The sequence below is a fragment of the Paenibacillus ginsengarvi genome (genome assembly GCF_003626695.1).
GTDB lineage: Bacteria > Bacillota > Bacilli > Paenibacillales > NBRC-103111 > Paenibacillus_AB > Paenibacillus_AB ginsengarvi.
In genome coordinates, this window is the sequence record NZ_RBAH01000019.1 from 136,405 (window position 1) to 154,397 (window position 17,993).

General features: G+C 48.5%; 10 protein-coding genes. 3 read left to right on the forward strand and 7 right to left on the reverse strand.

The features are described from left to right. Positions 1-76 precede the first annotated feature (76 nt). Entirely contained in the window at positions 77-967 is an 891-nt protein-coding gene (locus tag D7M11_RS23555; RefSeq protein WP_120749722.1) for an AraC family transcriptional regulator, read from the reverse strand. Positions 968-1,361: 394 nt separating this feature from the next. Between D7M11_RS23555 and D7M11_RS23560 the strand changes: the two genes are divergently transcribed. Continuing rightward, a complete protein-coding gene (locus tag D7M11_RS23560) occupies positions 1,362-3,677 on the forward strand; it encodes an alpha-galactosidase (protein ID WP_120749723.1) in 2,316 nt (771 codons plus the stop codon). 244 nt (positions 3,678-3,921) lie between these two features. On the opposite strand, the gene D7M11_RS23565 is transcribed toward D7M11_RS23560, so the two are convergent. From D7M11_RS23565 to D7M11_RS23575, 3 genes are all read right to left on the reverse strand, one after another. Then, complete coding sequence (locus tag D7M11_RS23565; RefSeq protein WP_120749724.1) at positions 3,922-6,768, reverse strand: phage tail protein; 2,847 nt, start codon at positions 6,766-6,768, stop codon at positions 3,922-3,924. Positions 6,769-6,871: 103 nt separating this feature from the next. Then, positions 6,872-7,738: an amidohydrolase family protein gene (locus tag D7M11_RS23570; RefSeq protein WP_120749725.1), complete on the reverse strand. Its 867-nt coding sequence runs from the start codon at positions 7,736-7,738 to the stop codon at positions 6,872-6,874. A 194-nt stretch (positions 7,739-7,932) separates the two neighbouring features. Continuing rightward, complete coding sequence (locus tag D7M11_RS23575) at positions 7,933-9,117, reverse strand: extracellular solute-binding protein (protein WP_158606790.1); 1,185 nt, start codon at positions 9,115-9,117, stop codon at positions 7,933-7,935. A gap of 1,287 nt (positions 9,118-10,404) precedes the next feature. On the opposite strand from D7M11_RS23575, the gene D7M11_RS23580 reads away from it, so the two are divergent. Next, positions 10,405-11,709 (forward strand): ABC transporter substrate-binding protein, encoded by a 1,305-nt coding sequence (locus D7M11_RS23580; protein ID WP_158606791.1) that lies wholly within the window; start codon positions 10,405-10,407, stop codon positions 11,707-11,709. A 490-nt stretch (positions 11,710-12,199) separates the two neighbouring features. Continuing rightward, the gene (locus tag D7M11_RS23585; RefSeq protein ID WP_158606792.1) at positions 12,200-13,090 is read left to right on the forward strand and encodes a helix-turn-helix transcriptional regulator; all 891 of its coding nucleotides are present in this window, start codon (positions 12,200-12,202) and stop codon (positions 13,088-13,090) included. Between the two features lie 123 nt (positions 13,091-13,213). Here D7M11_RS23585 and D7M11_RS23590 read toward each other — a convergent pair whose 3' ends face one another. The 3 genes from D7M11_RS23590 to D7M11_RS23595 form a co-directional block, all read right to left on the reverse strand. Beyond that, positions 13,214-15,931: a phage tail protein gene (locus D7M11_RS23590; protein ID WP_120749729.1), complete on the reverse strand. Its 2,718-nt coding sequence runs from the start codon at positions 15,929-15,931 to the stop codon at positions 13,214-13,216. 81 nt (positions 15,932-16,012) lie between these two features. Then, positions 16,013-16,189 carry a hypothetical protein gene (locus D7M11_RS36515; RefSeq protein ID WP_158606793.1) on the reverse strand — a complete coding sequence of 59 codons (177 nt, stop codon included), beginning with the start codon at positions 16,187-16,189 and terminating at the stop codon, positions 16,013-16,015. 415 nt (positions 16,190-16,604) lie between these two features. Then, positions 16,605-17,930 (reverse strand): ABC transporter substrate-binding protein, encoded by a 1,326-nt coding sequence (locus D7M11_RS23595; RefSeq protein WP_158606794.1) that lies wholly within the window; start codon positions 17,928-17,930, stop codon positions 16,605-16,607. Positions 17,931-17,993 lie beyond the last annotated feature (63 nt).

Genomic DNA, 17,993 nt, shown 5'->3' on the forward strand with positions numbered 1-17,993 from the left:
TATTCGTGACAAATTCCATAAACAATAGGTCATATCCATGCCAAGGCGGGCGACGAAAATAAAAAGCAGGCTGAACTTAGCTAAGTCCAGGCCTGCACAAGTTAGCATTCCGGTATTCTTTTGGCGATTGCCCCTTAATCTCTTTGAAAACTCGATAAAAGGTACGAGGCGATTCAAATCCTGTATCGAATGCAATATCCATAATCGTTCTGTCCGTCATAATCAGCATACTGGCCGCGCTATTTATACGAAGTTGGTGCACGTATACAAGGAAGCTTCGTCCCGTTTTTTCTCTGAACATCCGGCTTACATACGTTTCGCTGATATGAAGATACTTCGCTACCATATCTAGTGTTAATCGCTCCGTATAATGCGCATGAACATAATGAAGAGCAGTCCAGAACAACGAGTTCCCGTCCTCCCGTTCATTCGGCTTTGCCGCAGGGTCGCCGGCAGCGGCAATTCTCAGAAACAGGATCAATGCCTCGGATAGCTTATTGCAAATCATGTGATTTCGCCCGCGCGGCTCGGGATTGCGGTATTCCATTAGAAGTTGCGCAAACAGGTTTTTCATCTTAGCCGCTTCTTCTCCACAAAACGCAACACTTGACGGAAAAACGGTTCCAATCTGATACAATTGTTCAGTCCATTCCGAAGCGTATGGCGAACCAAATAATAGGTTCATATCGAACAGGCAGCAGTATTTTCGAATCACACATCCGTTGTCGCTCGTCATTTGATGAATGTGATAGGGAGGCAGAAATGAAATCGTGCCCGGCTCCATACGATGCAGAGTTCCATTTATGCTCTGGTAACCGCTTCCGTCTATGATATAAGTAAACTCAACAAAGGAATGATAATTTAACACAGTTGTGGGATAGGCATGAATTCCAATATAAAATGGCAGTTGACCTTCCCTAGAGCTGCTTCCCTCCATGAATTCATAGTGCTCCAGTTTCTTGTTCATCTGAACCGAACCCTCCCGAAACAAAAAAGGTGCCTGTTTCCCTCATCATATCACTATCATTTTCCGCCCCGCAAGCAAAGTGCGTTCCCGGTGCTGCCGGGGCTCAGGACGATCTTCGCGGCATTGAATTACACTGAAAAGCAAAGACAATATGACAATAAAAGCAGACGATATGTGCTGTTTCCGCACCGTACAGCAAGAGATAATAAAAAAAATAGGAGGGCACCCGCCATTAAAATGAAATCGTCCGAAGCCCTTCCACCGCAAAAACCGTAAAAATTTAAACATAGAGGTGTATACAGGCATGTTATACCCGTTAAGTAACAAATTCGGAGACATTTCATTTGATTCCGTTGCAGGAACGTGGTCATGGACTGCAGATCAACGCTTGGTCATGGAATCCTTTTCGCTGGTATGGGAAGTAGATGACTCCCAGATCCGCTGTCTGGAGCAAACCGATTCGGTCGAAATGAGGCAAGGCGAAGACTTGCACGGACGATACTCGGAACTGGTTGCCGATTGCGGCGCCTCAAGTACGGGGAAGAAGTTTGCGATCTCGTTCCGGTTATATGAAGAGGAATGCTTTTTGACCATAAAAGCCCGGGTCAAAAATGTCGGGAATACAGTCATTAAGCTCGGGAAATGCCATTTATTGCACGAGAGCGGCAATATTGATCTTGGCGAGGGAGCCGAGGAAACGGTGGTGCTTTGTCAAACGGCCTGGGTTACCGATAATAATGTGAAAAAGCTTTATTCCGAAAACAACTGTCACCGGAGCAAAACGGTCGGTTTGCTGTATAATCGGTCCCATAAACTTGCATTCAACTGCAGCTTTATGACCTTTGACAAAATCAATACGGAGATCGAATACAGCGCGTCCCATAACAAGATTCATGTTGATGGTTACTGCGACTTTGATGATTATGAGCTTCAGCCGGATCAGGAAATCGAGTCCGAAACGATCGGGTGCGATTGGTCATACGATCCTTACGCTTCTTTGGAAAATTGGGCAGCGAAAGTGGGCCACTATTACAAACCCCGGATAGCCCCGAAACCGTCCGTCGGCTGGCTCGGAGGATGGACTTGGAGGGACGGTTTTACGGAGCAAACGTATGAAGAACTTGTGCTGGAGAATTCCGCCGCCATCCAAATGAGACTCGAAGGGTTTGATGTCACGAATTTCTGGGTAAGCATCGGCAATTTAAAGCATATGCTGCCGGGAAACTGGACCGCGTTTAACAAAACGACGTTCCCCCACGATTTCGAATGGCTTGTTTCCAAATTGGCGAAAAACGGACAACGTCTTGGCTTTTGGGTCGCTCCTTTCTGGATACCGGATAAGCTGAGTCCCCTATTTGAAGAACACAAGCATCATCTGTTAAAAAGGCAAGGAGAGTTCGTCAAATGCGATTCCAGGTGGAGGTTCGGGAAGTCCGGCGATTTGCCGCCTGACGAACGGGCTGGCTTCTATTGCCTGGATGGGAGTCATCCCGATACGGTTGACTTTTTGAAGCGAACCTTTGAATTTTATCAGAAGCTGGGGATCAGGTACTATATGATCGATTTTCTTTATGCGGGATCGGGCTCGACCCCGGGACACTTCCCCTATGATGAATATTTCGACCGCTCCAAGGTGAAAGGTCCCGAAGTGTACAGAGAGGCTTTGAAAACGATCCGGGAAGCTGCAGGCGAGGATGCGTATATTTTGTCTTCGACCGGAACAACATTCCAAAACATCGGTTGTGTCGATGCTGTAAGGGTTGCCCCCGATTGCGGTGAAGGACGTCCGCTTATAAAAGGGATGAACGAATACCCCGCCATGTATACGATCAATACGTGGAATTTGATTCGAACCGTATCGACCACGATGGCCAACACTTATTTTACGGATCGGAAGCTCTATTATAACGACGCTTTCAATGTGATGACCATCGATAAGCCTATTCCTTTGAATGAAGCGATTATTACGGTCAGCATGTTTGCTTTGTCAGGCGGTCCCGTGATGCTCGGGGACGATATTTCGACCATTGGCGAGGAACGGCTTGCGCTTATCAAGAAGGCGCTTCCGCCATACAACAAGATGGCAAAACCGGCGGACCTGTTTGACGCCGTATATCCGGATTGGCCCAAAATATTCAATTTGAAGGTCGAGAAGGGCTGGGACGAATGGAACGTTATCGGCGTCTTGAATACCGAACCTACGACCGTAAAAATGGAGCTCTCGCTGGACAAACTTGAGTTGGAACACGGCCCTACCTACACCGTGTTTGATTTTTGGAACGAGATGTATTTGGGCGAAATAAAAGACCGGCTCGAAGTCGAGGTGCCCCCCCATCATATCCGGGTATTTCGAATAGCCAGGTCGAGGCCGCATCCTTGGCTGATTGGGACCGATATGCATGTAACCCAAGGTGGGGTCGAAATCGAACGGCTCGAGTGGAATCCGAACAGGCGCTATTTGAGCGGCGTATGCATCCGGCCAAAAGGGGAGGCAGGGAATTTGTTCTTGAAGCTTCCGAAAGGGTGGAAGCCCGTTCAATATGAAGGGATTCAAACCGCAAAAGTCCCCATGGATCAAAGCTTAATCGTCCTCAAACCTTTGGTGTTTCGGACAGAAACACTCACTTGGCGCATTGACTTCGAACTGGAAGACGAAGCGCAACATCACAACTTGCTTCATGTCGGGGAAGAGAGAGTCATTTTGGAATGAAAAATTGAAAAAGAGCGCTCATGCGGCGATCGTTTTCCGGTATTCCACCGGAGAGCGGTCGCTAAGTTTTTTCGATAGCAGCGCAATAGGCAACGAGTGCATAAAACAAAAAAGGAGACAGTATACCTGAAGGCTACCACTCCCCTTTTCTCCTTGTTACCGTTCTGGGACGCTTTTTCATAATTCGCTCGACGTCTCGCATGATTTTCCCAGCATTGTAAATTTCGCAATTAACTAATCCTGATTAAGCAACAAAAATCTTGTTAGCTACTATGAAGTTTGCGGCATCAACGTTGTTGTTAGAAGCTTCATTGCTTTTAATAGCCGCACTTCTGTTCGTTGTTAATACTGCAACATTAAAGAACCCGTAACTGCTAGTAGAGTATAAATATTTGCCCGTCCAAGACGTCATATTGACGTTAGGTTCAACAAATAAATTTACATGGCCAAACATGGAGTCGCCCCGAACAATGGCCGATGCCCCAGACACAGTTACATTCGACAATCTAATAGTTACAGCTGGCGAATATGTTGTGAACCTGGGCTCAATTAAAGGTGAATTAACTACTATACTGCCGCCACCGTTAAAGGTAATGTTATTGCAACCAACCATAAATCTATTGCTTATAGTTAAAGTGACACCGGCGTTAATAGTGAAAATAATGTTCTGAATATTATTCAGTACTGAGAAATCATAACTTGCTGAAACAGTTAAGTTGCTGGTTAAATTAACTACACCATTCCAGTTGGAACCAAGTATCCGAATAGCCTCTTGCAAATCAGATAAACTTTGTACAGCGTTACTGACACCCAAACCTATACCCTTATTTCCTGAACGTGATGGGTCCATATAGATTGGTAGCTTAACAACATTCTCCCCTTGCAATCCTACTTGCTTCATATTTCGCAAGTCAGACACATAGAATCCATTTATTGCTTTATAGGTTGGCACATTAGATATTTTGAGAAACGCTGTGTTAGTGTACTGGTCGTAAGGAACACCGTCTAATAGATTAAACAATGAATTATCCCTATAGTACGATGAACCCTGTAAGTGTACATAATGCCCCTTATCGCTAGACATACCGCAACTGTAAATAACTGAAGTACCAGCACGTAATTGCATGCTGCGGATGTTGCCCCAGTTGTATACATCTAACTTACAGTTGTAGACAATCCAATCATGCATCATAATATCATTCGGGCCTTCGATATGTGGGGTAAATATCGAAATGCGGCCACCAAAAAGCATATACGGCGCACCCCACCCCTCTGTTACTGTGTCATAGATAGATACGTCTGCATCTACTGCTGTGATCGCTGAAGTTAAGCCCTGCTTAGATACCGGTAATGCACTGTGACTGTAAACTAAACCGTCTGTTACAGAACTAGCTGCCGAAGATACTTGTCTATTAATATAACCTTCCCTAATAACTACTGAACCCGTTGACCCACCCATGTAAATCCCTTGATTGTGCGCTAAGATACGTGGTCTGTCGAATACTAAATTCCAAGCTGTGCAGCAAGTAATGCCTACTCTTGGAGACAGATCGTCCGGATTATAGTCACCCCACGACGCTTGTTTCTGAGGACTAGCCCATGATCCAAGCGTCCCGATCGCTACATTAATATTTCCAGACTCCGTACCAAATGCGTTAAGGCCGATCTTTGTTTTGCGTCTGGTAACTAAGTTAAATCTGTACTCACAGCCGCGTACCATAGAGTGCGTGTTAATATTTGCCGAGTAGGTGAAGAACTCCGTACTGTCTGAAATCAACACCCAACTATTGTTTACATACTTGAACATCGGTGTGTACAGTGCAGCTACCTCTAAGTTATCGCCATCGTAGAATAATGTGGCTCTGTTTTTTTGAGTAACTACATCTGGTCTTGCAAAATAATTCAAGTTACCTTCGCAGGTTATAGTGCCTTTACACGGTAGACGCAGCGGTTCTGTATAGCGGTAACATCCGCGAGGCAAGTGAAATGTCAATGATGGTATTGCATGTTGTAAGGCATTAGGGTCTGTTGTTCCGACTTCTGGATTGAAGTGGTGGTTAAAACAGTTGTATAAAGCTTGGTAATCATCTTTAACGCCATCGCCTACAGCTCCAAACCATTTCACATTAATAGCAGCGTTGTCAGTTACCCGTACCCAGCCGTTAAAGCAAATGCCACCATCATTTTTGTTCGATTTAGTTGCGTCGTATACAAACTCACCGCCACCTTCTAAAATCCCTTGCGCAGCATCATAATGTTTTACGAAAACTCTGGAGCCGTTAGCTGGATTAGAAATTGCTAGCATCTCGTTAATATCTAGCAATCCACTATTGATTTCTTGTTGGTTTTTACCTGTTGAATCTTTGATAGCACTCGCTGGATGTGCTTCAGCCATTTCACGGCCTGCCAGCTCGTTATGGGTTACAAGCTCAAGCTTCGCCGCTATTCCTGGGGGAATTTTGTCTTTGCCGTTAGACCCTTCGTATACGGTTCCGGCAACCGATAAGCCCTCTTTCCCGTAAGCCGTTAACGATCCCGGGAGTATGCTTCCCGCGGCTAAGGCCGCACCGGCCATGCCGAAGGCCGTCAGTAGCTTTCTGCGGCTTACATGGGTGACGGGCTCTTCCAGCTGTTCCTGTTCCATACCTTTCCCCGCTTGCTGCTCCAACTTTTCTGTTTGTAAAATAAGATTGGTTTCGGCAGCGTTTGCCAGTGCGATAACGATACGTACGGTCATCTCAATGCCAGTTGACTGCGTCGGCAGTGGTTTTTGCTGTGCAGGGTCAACATGCCCGATTGCAATCATTGCACCTGATCTGTCAAAGATAGCAATCTCTCGAATGGTAAAGCCACCAACATCTGGTGGTATTACAGATTCAAACATCAGTGTATTTGTTGCTTGCGAATCACGAATCGGGTTAGATGCATGGCCACGCCATACTTCATGAGCTAGAGCAATCCTATTTTCAGTCAAAACAGGATAGGAGCCATTGCCATCACCAACGGCGACATGTGTAATCTCAAGCTGATTTTCAGAGGTTGCACTGGCTAATTTAGCTTTGCCGATTACAGTTAAAATTGAACCAGTCATTTTTTATTCTCCTCATCTATGCCGATTTTTCCCAAGACAGGATTCCAGGCAGGCCCCGCTACTTCTTCGTCACGAACTGCAAAAACAAAGAGCAAGCGTTGTATCAGGATAACGGAACGAGCTTCAAAGCGTTGCCGGAGTATATTTTGGCAAGAACGTCGTCCGGCAGATGAAGCGACCCCAGCACTTCCTGGTGAACGTTATCGAAATAATCGCGGCCGTACAAGATGCGGTCCTGGAATTCGAGGATAAATTCTCTCGCGAATTCCGGATCGCGGCTGAATGCTCTCGCTCCCGAGCCTGCGGAAATATCGCAATACAGGTTCGGATATTTGCGCAGCATTTCGCCAACCTTGCCGCCCGGCTGGACTTTTCCTGTCGGATAGGCGACTTTGTCGTACTGGTCGTCGCCGGATATATGTGCCCAGAAACCGGGAGCATGACCGAGGAAATACGTGTCCGGACAAGCCTTGACAGCACGCTCGAAGGCATCGATGCCACCGCCGTACCACCAGTTCGGACGGGGATACGTCGACCCTGTAGCGAACTCGTAGTCGATATGTACCGTAACCGGCAGCCCTTTCTCCCCGCAGAAACGGAATAGCCGAATCGCGTCCGGATTATCGTACATCATGCGGAGCTTGATCTCGCCATACACGCGGACGCCGTACAGCCGGATCGCATGATCTAGTTTGTCGATCGCATCGGGACGGCGCGGATCGGGCGCGTAGCCTAAAATGAATTTGTCCGGATACTGCTCCGCATACCGGACGCAGCGGCGGAACGAGATCGGGCCGTCCGGCAGCGATGCGTCGGGGACCTGTTTTTTGTATGTCGGGCTGTATTCGTCATCCGGGCATTCCCAGCTAAGCAGCCAGGTTTTGTCGATGTTGTACTGCTTCATGTTGTCCAAATACCGTTCGATATTGTACCCATACCAGTCCGGGTGATTATGGCAGTCGATAATCATGGTTCGTAACCTCGCTTTATCGGTGGTGGTGTTCCTTACCCACACATATTGTACAGACTAAATACAGATGCGGTGCCGAGAGAGAAGCGTGCTAACGCTTTTGACCGATGATCCTTGGCGATGATCGACGCCGTCTGATCCGCAATCGCCAAAAAGTCTTCGGCCCGGTTAATGCCTGCCTTCTCTCCATGGGATTACTTGCCCTTCCGCTCTGCGATAGTTTTGTTGGCGGCTTCTTCAGCCTGTCGCAGCGCGGTATTGACGTCCTTTTCGCCGGCTACGACGGCTACGATGGCATCCTGAACAGCGCCTGTTGCAATCGTGGTGTAGGAATTGCTCGCCAGCGGGGGACTGTGCTGCAGCGCTAGGAAAGCGGACACATTTTTTCCTTGCAGCATTTGCGATTTCGTCCCGAATGCGCGTTTGACGTCCGCATCATCTAACACGGAAACCTGCGTTCCGTCTTGAACGGCGAACGACTGAAACTCTTTTGACGTCAAATAATCGAGTACTTGAAATGCCTGCTCCTTGTGCTTGCTGATCGATGTGACGTAGATATTGGTCGGATACGGCGCAGGCCCGGCTTTCGGCGTCTCCGGGTACACGGGATAAGTGGCAAAATCAAAGTTCATGCCGGCAAGGCGCTGAAAAGGCAATCCGCTTGATCCGATATACATCGCAGTTGTGCGTTCATCGAAAAAACGTTTCTGCTGGTTCGCCGCATTGGAAGCGGCCGGGGAAGTATCGTAACCGGGCACAGCATAAAACCGTACCAAATCATGGATCAGATTTTTCCATACGTCCGTCGTAACCAGCACTTCATCGGTTCCCGGCCGGAACAATTGCGCAGAACGCTGATTCATGCCGATCGTATCGCGAGTTGCGGCCGAAAACCCGTAGTATTGGACATTGCCGTTGTGAACCGTTAATTTCTTGTTTAATTCGTACAACTCATCCCATGTAATCCCGTCACGAGGGTAGGCTACTCCAAATTTATCGAACAGGTCTTTGTTATAGACGGTCGCGGCAATCGAATCAAATAAAGGCAAACCGTACAGTGCTCCCTTTCCCAGTTCTTTTAATTGCCGAATGCTATTCTCGTCGAACTTCCCAAGGTCGACCCGGCTTTTTTGGATAAAGGGGGAAATATCGTAGCCCAAATTAAAATCGAGAAACTGGGTTTGCGTCGCGCCGATAGAGACAAATACGATATCGATCGCTTGCTTAGCCATGATCAGTTCCGGGATTGCCGTGCCGGGCGGCCCGCCCACCAGAAATTTGGGACGGATATTCGGGAACTTTTTATGGATGCTTTCGCCAAAAAACTGCTCCAACTTCTCCACGCTCCAGTTGCCGGCAAACGGATGATAAATCACCATGTCTACGGGCTCCGCATTTGCCTTTGACGGCGCCTCCGTACGGTTTGACGGAGAATTTTGCGGATCGGCTGTTTTTGTCTGTTGACACGACGCAAGCATCAAAACGGCCAGTCCTGCGATCCCCGCCCGCGACCCTCGATTCCATAAACAGTGCAAAGCGTTCAACCTCCGATAATAAGATAGAATGCGTTTACACGCGTACTTTCCCATCTCTGTTTTCGGCTGTGTCAAAGTATAATGCGGCAAATCACCTAGAGTCCCGGCAGCAATGTCCGGTCTTTGAAAAACAGTTTATCCCCGTATGGAGTAAGTCCTTTCGTATCTCAAAGCTCATATTGCCGAAGGAACATTTCGGATACAGCCTTTCCCGGATCGCTGTTGAACTGTACTTTGCGTGTCGTCGGACGGACAAATTCAGAGAACGCGGATTATAAAACCAACTGGAACGGTAAAAGAACCAGCGCTACGCAAAAAATTGGGCCGCCCTTTGCGCCGTATACTTCCCCCGCTTCACCGCTTCACCGGTCCCTCAGCCGCGAACGACGTGCCTATCGTTCCTCCGATCACACTGCCCGCGGGATCCAACCCTTATCTTCTTGTATTCCATCCATATCTCGCCGTTCCATCAAGTATGCCGCCTCCCATTTTCAAATTTGATTTTTCAAAATGGTTATCGCTTCTATACCAGTTGCGAAATGTATGCGATTACAGCCATTGTAGACGGTTCAGTTCAGAAAAACTCGCCAAAATCGATCGTTTGATACGACAAAAAATGTTTTTCGCCGCCGCGACGGGCATCGCGTGCAGCCTGCGACAGATGGATGTGGGATGAGATGTTCGAGATGCCCAACAAACTGACCCGAATGGATGGTGGTGTCCAGTATTATGGCGTCCGCATGAATGGAATTGGGCTCCGCGTACAACACTCCGGAACGGTATACGGGACTGAAGTGGGAGTTGGCGCCCGTTCCGCTATTGTCTGAACGGGACAACGTCAGCATGCAGCTTTACCCACGGGTTATAGTACCTGCCCCAGTATAAGCAAGCACAAGGAGCTTGCTGTGAAGGCGATGGACTTCTTTACCTCGGATTCATCAGGCTGCACGCGATGCCCGATAAGCGGCAGCGTAAAACATTTTTTTGTCGCATCAAACGATCGTTTTTGGCGAGTTTTTCTGAAAAGAACCATCTACAATGGCTGTAATCGCATACATTTCGTATTTCGATATCGAAGCGATTACCAACTTGAAAGTCCTTTTAAACCAAATAACGAAAAGGGTGTTATTCATGCTGAAGCCATCGATTGCGCTCGGAACGGCGGGACTGCTGCTTGTACTCACCGCCTGCTCCGGAACGGGCACGCCGGATGCCGGCAAAGAGGCGGGAGGGACTCCTACCCAGCCCGAGAAAAAAGAACCGGTCACGCTTTACTTTTACAACGTCGGCGACAACTTCAACCCCGAAGGCTACTTCGAGGAAAAGTTCGGCAAAGCAATCAAGGAGAAATTCCCGCATATTACTCCAGTGCTGATCCCTACCACGACCGGAGCGCTTGACAAACAGATCGCGACGAACCAGTCGATCGACGTCATTTTCGGCTCGGTCGGCCTGGTCTACAACAGTATCTTTTTGAACGAAATGCAATACGATATTGAACCGCTCGTCAAAAAATACAAGACGGACTTAAGCCGCTTCGAGCCGCAGGCGCTCGAGATGATCCGGCAAATGAGCGGCGGCAAGCTGTATGCACTGCCGTTCGACACCGCAGCTTCCGTCATTTACTACAACAAAAACTTGTTCGACAAGTTTGGCGTCGCCTACCCGAAGGACGGCATGACCTGGGACGAGCTGTACAACATGTCGGTCAAGCTGACACGCAACGAAGGCGGCGTCCAATATTACGGCTTCACGATTTCGCCGAATCATTACTTTTTGCGCAACCAATTGTCGCTCAACTTCGTCGATCCGCAAACGCTGCAAGTGTCGCTGACGAACGACAACGTCAAAAGCCTCATGGACAACATCGCCCGCTTTTATCAAATTCCCGGCTTCAATCCGGATAAGACAAAGATGGACAGCTTGACCAAAATGTTTTTCAAGGATCAAGTATCGGCGATGTGGACGCCGGTGGCCGGTCTGCACGTTGAGGATGCCCTGGCCCCGCTCAACTGGGATATCGTCTCGTACCCGAAGATGAACGGCTTTGGGCCACAGCCTTATCCGGTCTTCATGTTCCTGAACGTCGGCAGCAAGTACAAGGATGACGCGTACCAGGTGATGGACTTTTTGTCCTCCGAGACGTTTCTGACGGAGAAGGCGAAGGCGGCGACGTTCATCCCGTCGCTGAGCAGCGCTAACATTTCGAATGTATTCGGCCAGGACGCCCCGCTGTACAAAGGGCGCAATGTCGCCGCGATCCCGCTGAAAAATATGGCGAAGCCGTCTCCCCAGAGCAAATATTACTCGGCGGCGACGGCACAGCTAACAAACGCCCTGCGCGGCATCCTGTACGAGGGCAAGGATCTCAACACCGCGCTGCGCGATGCAGAAGAAGCGGTGAAGAAAACGATCGAGGCGGACAAAAACAAGTAGCTGCGGAGGCCGAAGGTCGGCGGAAGCGGTTTGAACGGAAAGCGAAAACAAACATGCCGGAACGGTCCCCGGAAAACGGGCTCCGGCCGGTATGCTTGTCTTTCGGAGGGAAGGGCCCGGCCCATTGTACCCATTTGCATCCGAAAACAGGAAATCCGGCGCTGGCGTCGAAACATATCGGCTATGGCGAACTCTCCACCATTTCCAAATCTAAATAGGACGAGCCGATAAAATAGCGGCATTCCCTTCGTGCATATAAAAATTTCATAGCCTTAATGTGCATGAAGCCAATTGGCCATTTATTTGAACGATAAGGAGTGTGGCTACACTACTCATGGTCAAATTGGTCTTATTTTTTTTGATGGCATTATGCTGCATCGTACCTCGGCAAAATGATTCAAGACTTTGCGGATGCCGCAGATGATCTCATCGATAATTTGATACAATACGGTCACAGGAATATCTCATCGGAAGATGCGGAGGAATGTGTATGACCACGTTTCCTTTTTTCTGGGAGGACCACTTGCGCCTGGTCTCGTTTCGCAAAGGCGGACTGCCGTTATTTATCCGGCACTATCATAACGCCATAGGCTACCCGAACCATCATCATGAATTTGTGGAAATTTCGCTGATTACTCGCGGACATGGAACCGAGATCATCAATGGGGTCAGGCACCCCCTGCAACCGGGCAGCATCTGTTTGCTGCTCCCATATCATTTGCACGCGCTGGAATTCGATGAGAACCAATCCGACGGTCTGCACAAGATTAGCGTCATGTTCGATATGCAGTTGCTGTTCCAGACTGATTTCGCTGAAGTCGGCAGATGGATTGTCCAGTTGTCGGACAACATGACTCCGTTTTATGAGCTGGCGCCCGCCGCGTATGAAGAGATTGCTGCTGCGTTGACTGCATTGAACAACGAGTACTACGCCGATCCCGAGCCGATGGGCAAGCAGGGGTTTATGCGTCTCCAGCTGTTGGTAGCGATCTACTTGTACTTTCGCCACCATCCCGGCTTCGCCTCGATGGAGCAGCCTTCTCCCGCGCAGCCGACTGAATGGGATTATGTCAAATACGTCCATACGCATTTCCTGGAGGAACAGTTGTCGCTGGAAAACGTCGCACAGCATTTTGGCGTCAATGTGTGTGTGTTTCGCCATACGTTCAAACGTCTCGTCGGCAAAAACTTTCTGGAATATTTGCACCTGTTGCGCGTGCGCCGCGCAACCGGTCTGCTCAGCACCACAAATATGTCGGTGGTGGAAATTGCCTACGAAGTCGGCTTCTCCTCCTTGCGCTCGTTTATCCGTGTCTTCAAAGAAATAACCGGCATGAGCGCATCCGACTACCGTAAACAGCACACATGTGTGGACGAATAGCAAAAAAAAGATGGCGGTTCATCGGACTCGATCGCGGCAGGACACATAGGTTCTACTTAAGCCGTGGCCCGGGTCAATTATGAACATCATCCTCATGAAAAAAAAGCCCCGAAGGGCTTAATCTTAAACAACCACCATAGGAAGCCAGTTTGCACCATTGTCTGCTGTATTAATCCAACCGATGCGAGTTGCATTAGGGTCTGACGCTTTAAATATAGTTCCTGCCGGCAATCTTGTGCTGTTTGTTGGTGCGTCAGTAGCTTTATAACTGTAACCAACCTCAATTGCACCAAACAGCGGCGTCGTTATTCTTGAGTTATTATCCAAAGTTAACGTCGCTTGACCGGTAGAATAGTATTGTTTAGCCCCATCGTTTGACGTAATTTTTGCATTTGTAAATGCTACATTTGCTTTATAGAACAGTACACCTTTATTACTCGCATTAATCGCAGGTCCTAAGTAAAGCTCTACATTTTCCACAGTGAAGTCAACACTAGATAGTTGGCTCGGAATTCCAAATGAAATCCCCCCATTACCAGAAAACACAATTCTGCTTGTTCCATCTGCATGGCCAATTAATCGAACTCTACCAACACCGCGGGTCTTTGAATTACACAAATAAACGGTTCCGTTTATTTCGTAATCTCCTGACGGTAATCGAATAATGACATCATGAACTAACTCCGTATCGTAAGCTAATTTTGTTAAATTTACGAAATTAGTCGTGTTTGTTGTGGCGTTACCTGTGTTTGTTAAAGTGTTATCCTGTGTCTTTTTAGAAAAGTCATTCAATAGGAATCTGATAGGATTTTCAAATCGCCAATTAGACGAATAAGTCACTTCGGTAGCAAAAATACTCTGATCAAGAATGGTGACGCTTTCAGCAGAGAATGTATTCCCCAGCGATAACACATAAGTCGCACCCAACTTATTATGATTCCATAACCCTGAGATTGTGGTAGAAGAACCACCGTCAATTCGTATTAAGTGGTCTGGCGGCGTTGCGGCGTTGCCGATTGATAATGTCATAAATCCATTAATATTCAACCCTTGTGCAACACGGACTTTCATAATGCGGGTAGAACCTTCAGCACCGCAACCATTAAGGGCTACACCTCGAGCAATATCAATATAGTACGGATAAGCTACTACACCATTACCCGTGTTATTAATGATGTGATCTGCTGCACATGAGTTGAAAGTCATATAGGTTGACTCGCCGAACCAGTAACCGAACTCAGTATGGTTTAAAGCATAGCAACTATTTAATGTCACAGAAGTACATACACCCGAATCATTAACCCCGGGTCCTGCGATAACAATTCCACGTGGAGAATAAGCCGTTTGAAGCTGCTCCAGCAATGTCACATAGGTTGCTAGACGAACACAGTCTTTCTTTGCAACATAGAATTGGCATTGGCGAATAGCCATATTCGGGTAATAGGTGTCTGAACCTTTTAGAACATAATTACAGTTTGGAGCTGTTGCGGTTGCCCCACCCCATACCGATAAGTTTTCAAATTTCTTATACAGACCGCCGCCTTTCAATAGAATTGCGGCTTCAATTGTAACACCTGTGCCTAAATCCACTTTAATAGACGTTAAGTTAGCCGTACCACGAATAGAGATAGGATCCAAGTAAATGCTTCGTGTAGGCGCAGGAATAACTAAACATGCGGAGTTTGTGGCATCATAGGATTTCCAGCGGTACTCTACTATAGGCTTTGGAACAACCAACTCACCGCCGCCACGCCCGTGCAGGTAGTTAATAGCAGCTTGGAATGAAGGTCGATCGTCGTAGACACCGTCACCTTTTGAGCCGAACATCTCTACTGTAACTTCAGAGCAGTCTAAGCGAATCCATCGACCAGTAGCAATTCCGGGAACCTGAAAAACCGTACCGCTATTTGCTGTCGATGTACTTGTAGCATCCCAAATAAAGATACCACCACCCTTATATGGATTAAGTTCAATTAAAGTGTCGGGTGAATGATAACCTTTTACAGCAACACGCATACCATTTTGCGGTGAAAGTATGGCCAGCATGTCGGAGATGGAATCAACATGGCGATTGTAATCGTTCACCTGCTGCTGGGATAACCCGCTTGAATCCAAAATCGCGCTCGCTGGATGCGCTTCAGCCATATCACGGCCTGCCAGCTCGTTATGGGTTACAAGCTCAAGCTTGGCCGCTATTCCTGGTGGAATTTTATCCTTGCCGTTAGACCCTTCGTATACTGTACCGGCAACCGATAAGCCCTCTTTCCCGTAAGCCGTTAACGATCCCGGGAGTATGCTGCCCGCGGCTAAGGCTGCACCGGCCATGCCGAAGGCCGTCAGTAGCTTTCTGCGGCTTACATGGGTGACGGGCTCTTCCAGCTGTTCCTGTTCCATACCTTTCCCCGCTTGCTGCTCCAGCTTTTCTGTTTGTAAAATAAGATTGGTTTCGGCAGCGTTTGCCAGTGCGATAACGATACGCACCGTCATATTGATGCCAGTTGACTGCGTCGGCAGTGGTTTTTGCTGTGCAGGGTCAACATGCCCGATTGCAATCATTGCACCTGATCTGTCAAAGATAGCAATCTCTCGAATGGTAAAGCCGCCAACATCTGGTGGAATAGCTGACTCAAACATCAATGTATTTGGTGCCTGCGTATCATGAATTGGAGTAGAAGCAGTACCACGCCAAACTTCGTTAGCCAATGCCACCATATTTTCAGTCAAAACAGGATATGAGCCATTGCCATCACCAACGGCGACATGTGTAATCTCAAGCTGATTTTCAGAGGTTGCATTGGCTAATTTAGCTTTGCCGATTACAGTTAAAATGGAACCAGTCATAATTTATTCTCCTCCATCTAAGCCGATTTTTGAAAATCGAAGAACCCCAGCAAGTATGGGATATTTCGCTGTGGACTTCTGTCAAGAAAACGCCCAAGTCGTAATACCAGCCGTTCCACTGATTGTAGTTGGATTCGGCATAAATGACTCGATCGACTCGCTGCCGGAATTCCAATGCACATTGTTCACTACATTCGCTTCCGAGCCTTTATCGAAGTAAAAGCCGCGCTTCGTCGAGCGAATGACGATATTGTTCAAAATCGTCCCGTTCGCATAGGCGGGCTCTTGATGCAGATTCCATTGCTCGTAAAATCGGTCCCCCTGATCGATGTCCCGGATTCGGGCCCGCGTCGATAGCGGGCTCGTTCGGATTTTGATCGCGCAAGCCGACTCGGCGGTATTACCCGCCGCAGATCAGTATGGTCAGCGTCTCTACGGCCGATTGGTGACCGACCTCGATCCCGGCCGGGTCGACCAGCGGCTTCGTAATGCGGTATGTCCGCTCGGGAGGCAAGTATACGTTCGCGAACTACTGCAAGACGCCGTTGACGACGTCGGAATCGTCCGACACCTCGTCACCATTCGCTCCAAACCATAACACGTTCATCCCTTGACCTAAACTCATGGCCAGCCTCCTCGCTCGAAATGAAATCGCTTTCGGTTACAATCCGGCTTATTTGCCTTTTTCCGTCTTGATTAGCTGGTTGATCTTTTCCTCAGCCGTCCGCAGCGCGGTGTTCGTATCCTGCTTCCCTTGCAGCATCGCTTCGTATTCGGCGTTCAGCAGTGTATACGCGTTCGAATAGTACACCGAGAAAGCCATAGCCGGCGCCGGCTTGCTCTTGAATACGGCTTCGATCCGTTTTCCTTTCAGCTCGGAGATTTCCTGGGCGAACTGCTGGCTGTATTTCGGATCTTTCAGCGTAGAGATACGGGCCGTTTTTCGCACCATCGCGTTTTGCACCTCGTCGGAGAACATCACTTCCATAACGCGCATCTGATCGTCCTTATATTGGCTCATCTTCATCGGAATAAGCAGGTGCAGATCGTACATGCCGTATGTATTCGGCTTCTCCTTGTAGCTTGGGAACTGCGCGAGGTCCCAGTTCAGATCCGGCATTTGCCGCAGGGTGAGGAACAAATTGACCGATCCTAGCATCGCAACGTTCCGGTCTTTGGAGAAGCGGTCGATCGCCCCCGTCCCCGTTTTGTAGTCGTTGCCCGGTATCGAATAGATTGATTTGCCGATCTCGAACGCGGTTTTGTACGGGTCGCTGTTCACCATCGCCTTATCCGTCTTCGGATCGATCACGTTCAGCGACAGCGGGAAAAGCAGGCGGGCCAAATTGTCCATTTCCAACCCTCTGTACTGCGTGCCCCCTTCCTGGCGGCCGACTTTTTTGCCGAGCTCGATCGCGTTTTCCCAGGTTAAACCGTCGGACGGATACCCGACACCGAACTTGTCGAAGATGTCCTTATTGTAGTAGAGCGCGTTCAGATTGACTGCGTAGGGGAGGGCATACAGCTCGCCTTTATCCGAAGCCGACTTCAGCGCGTCCAGCGCGCCCGGGTCGAAGCGGGTCAGATCGAAATTATGTTTTTTGGCGAGCGGGGTTATATCTTCGAGAATGTTTAAATCTTTATGCGGGGCGAGCCGCCCGTTATACGTCACCAGAAAGTCGACCTGTTCCCCCATAGCGAGCATTTTGGCCATATCGTTCTGGGAATTGATCATTTCGAGCGTGATGTGCGGATATTTTTTATGAACCGGATCGGCCAGCAGCATTTTGAAATCCTCCGGCGTAAAATATGTGCCGAGCTGATGAAATTTCAGCGTAACCGGCTCGAGGGGCGCTTCCTGCTTCACCCCCACCGTCTGCGGGTCCGCCTTGCCCCCTTCTTCTTCTTTCTTGGCGGCGCAACCGCCAATCATCAGAGCCGCCGATACCGCGATGACAAGCGCACGTGTTTGTTTGTTTGTTTGTTTGTTTGTTCTCATACATTGACCCTCCTGCATGTTGGTTATGTGCGGCCTTTCATGCCGCAGTTCAACGAATTTGAA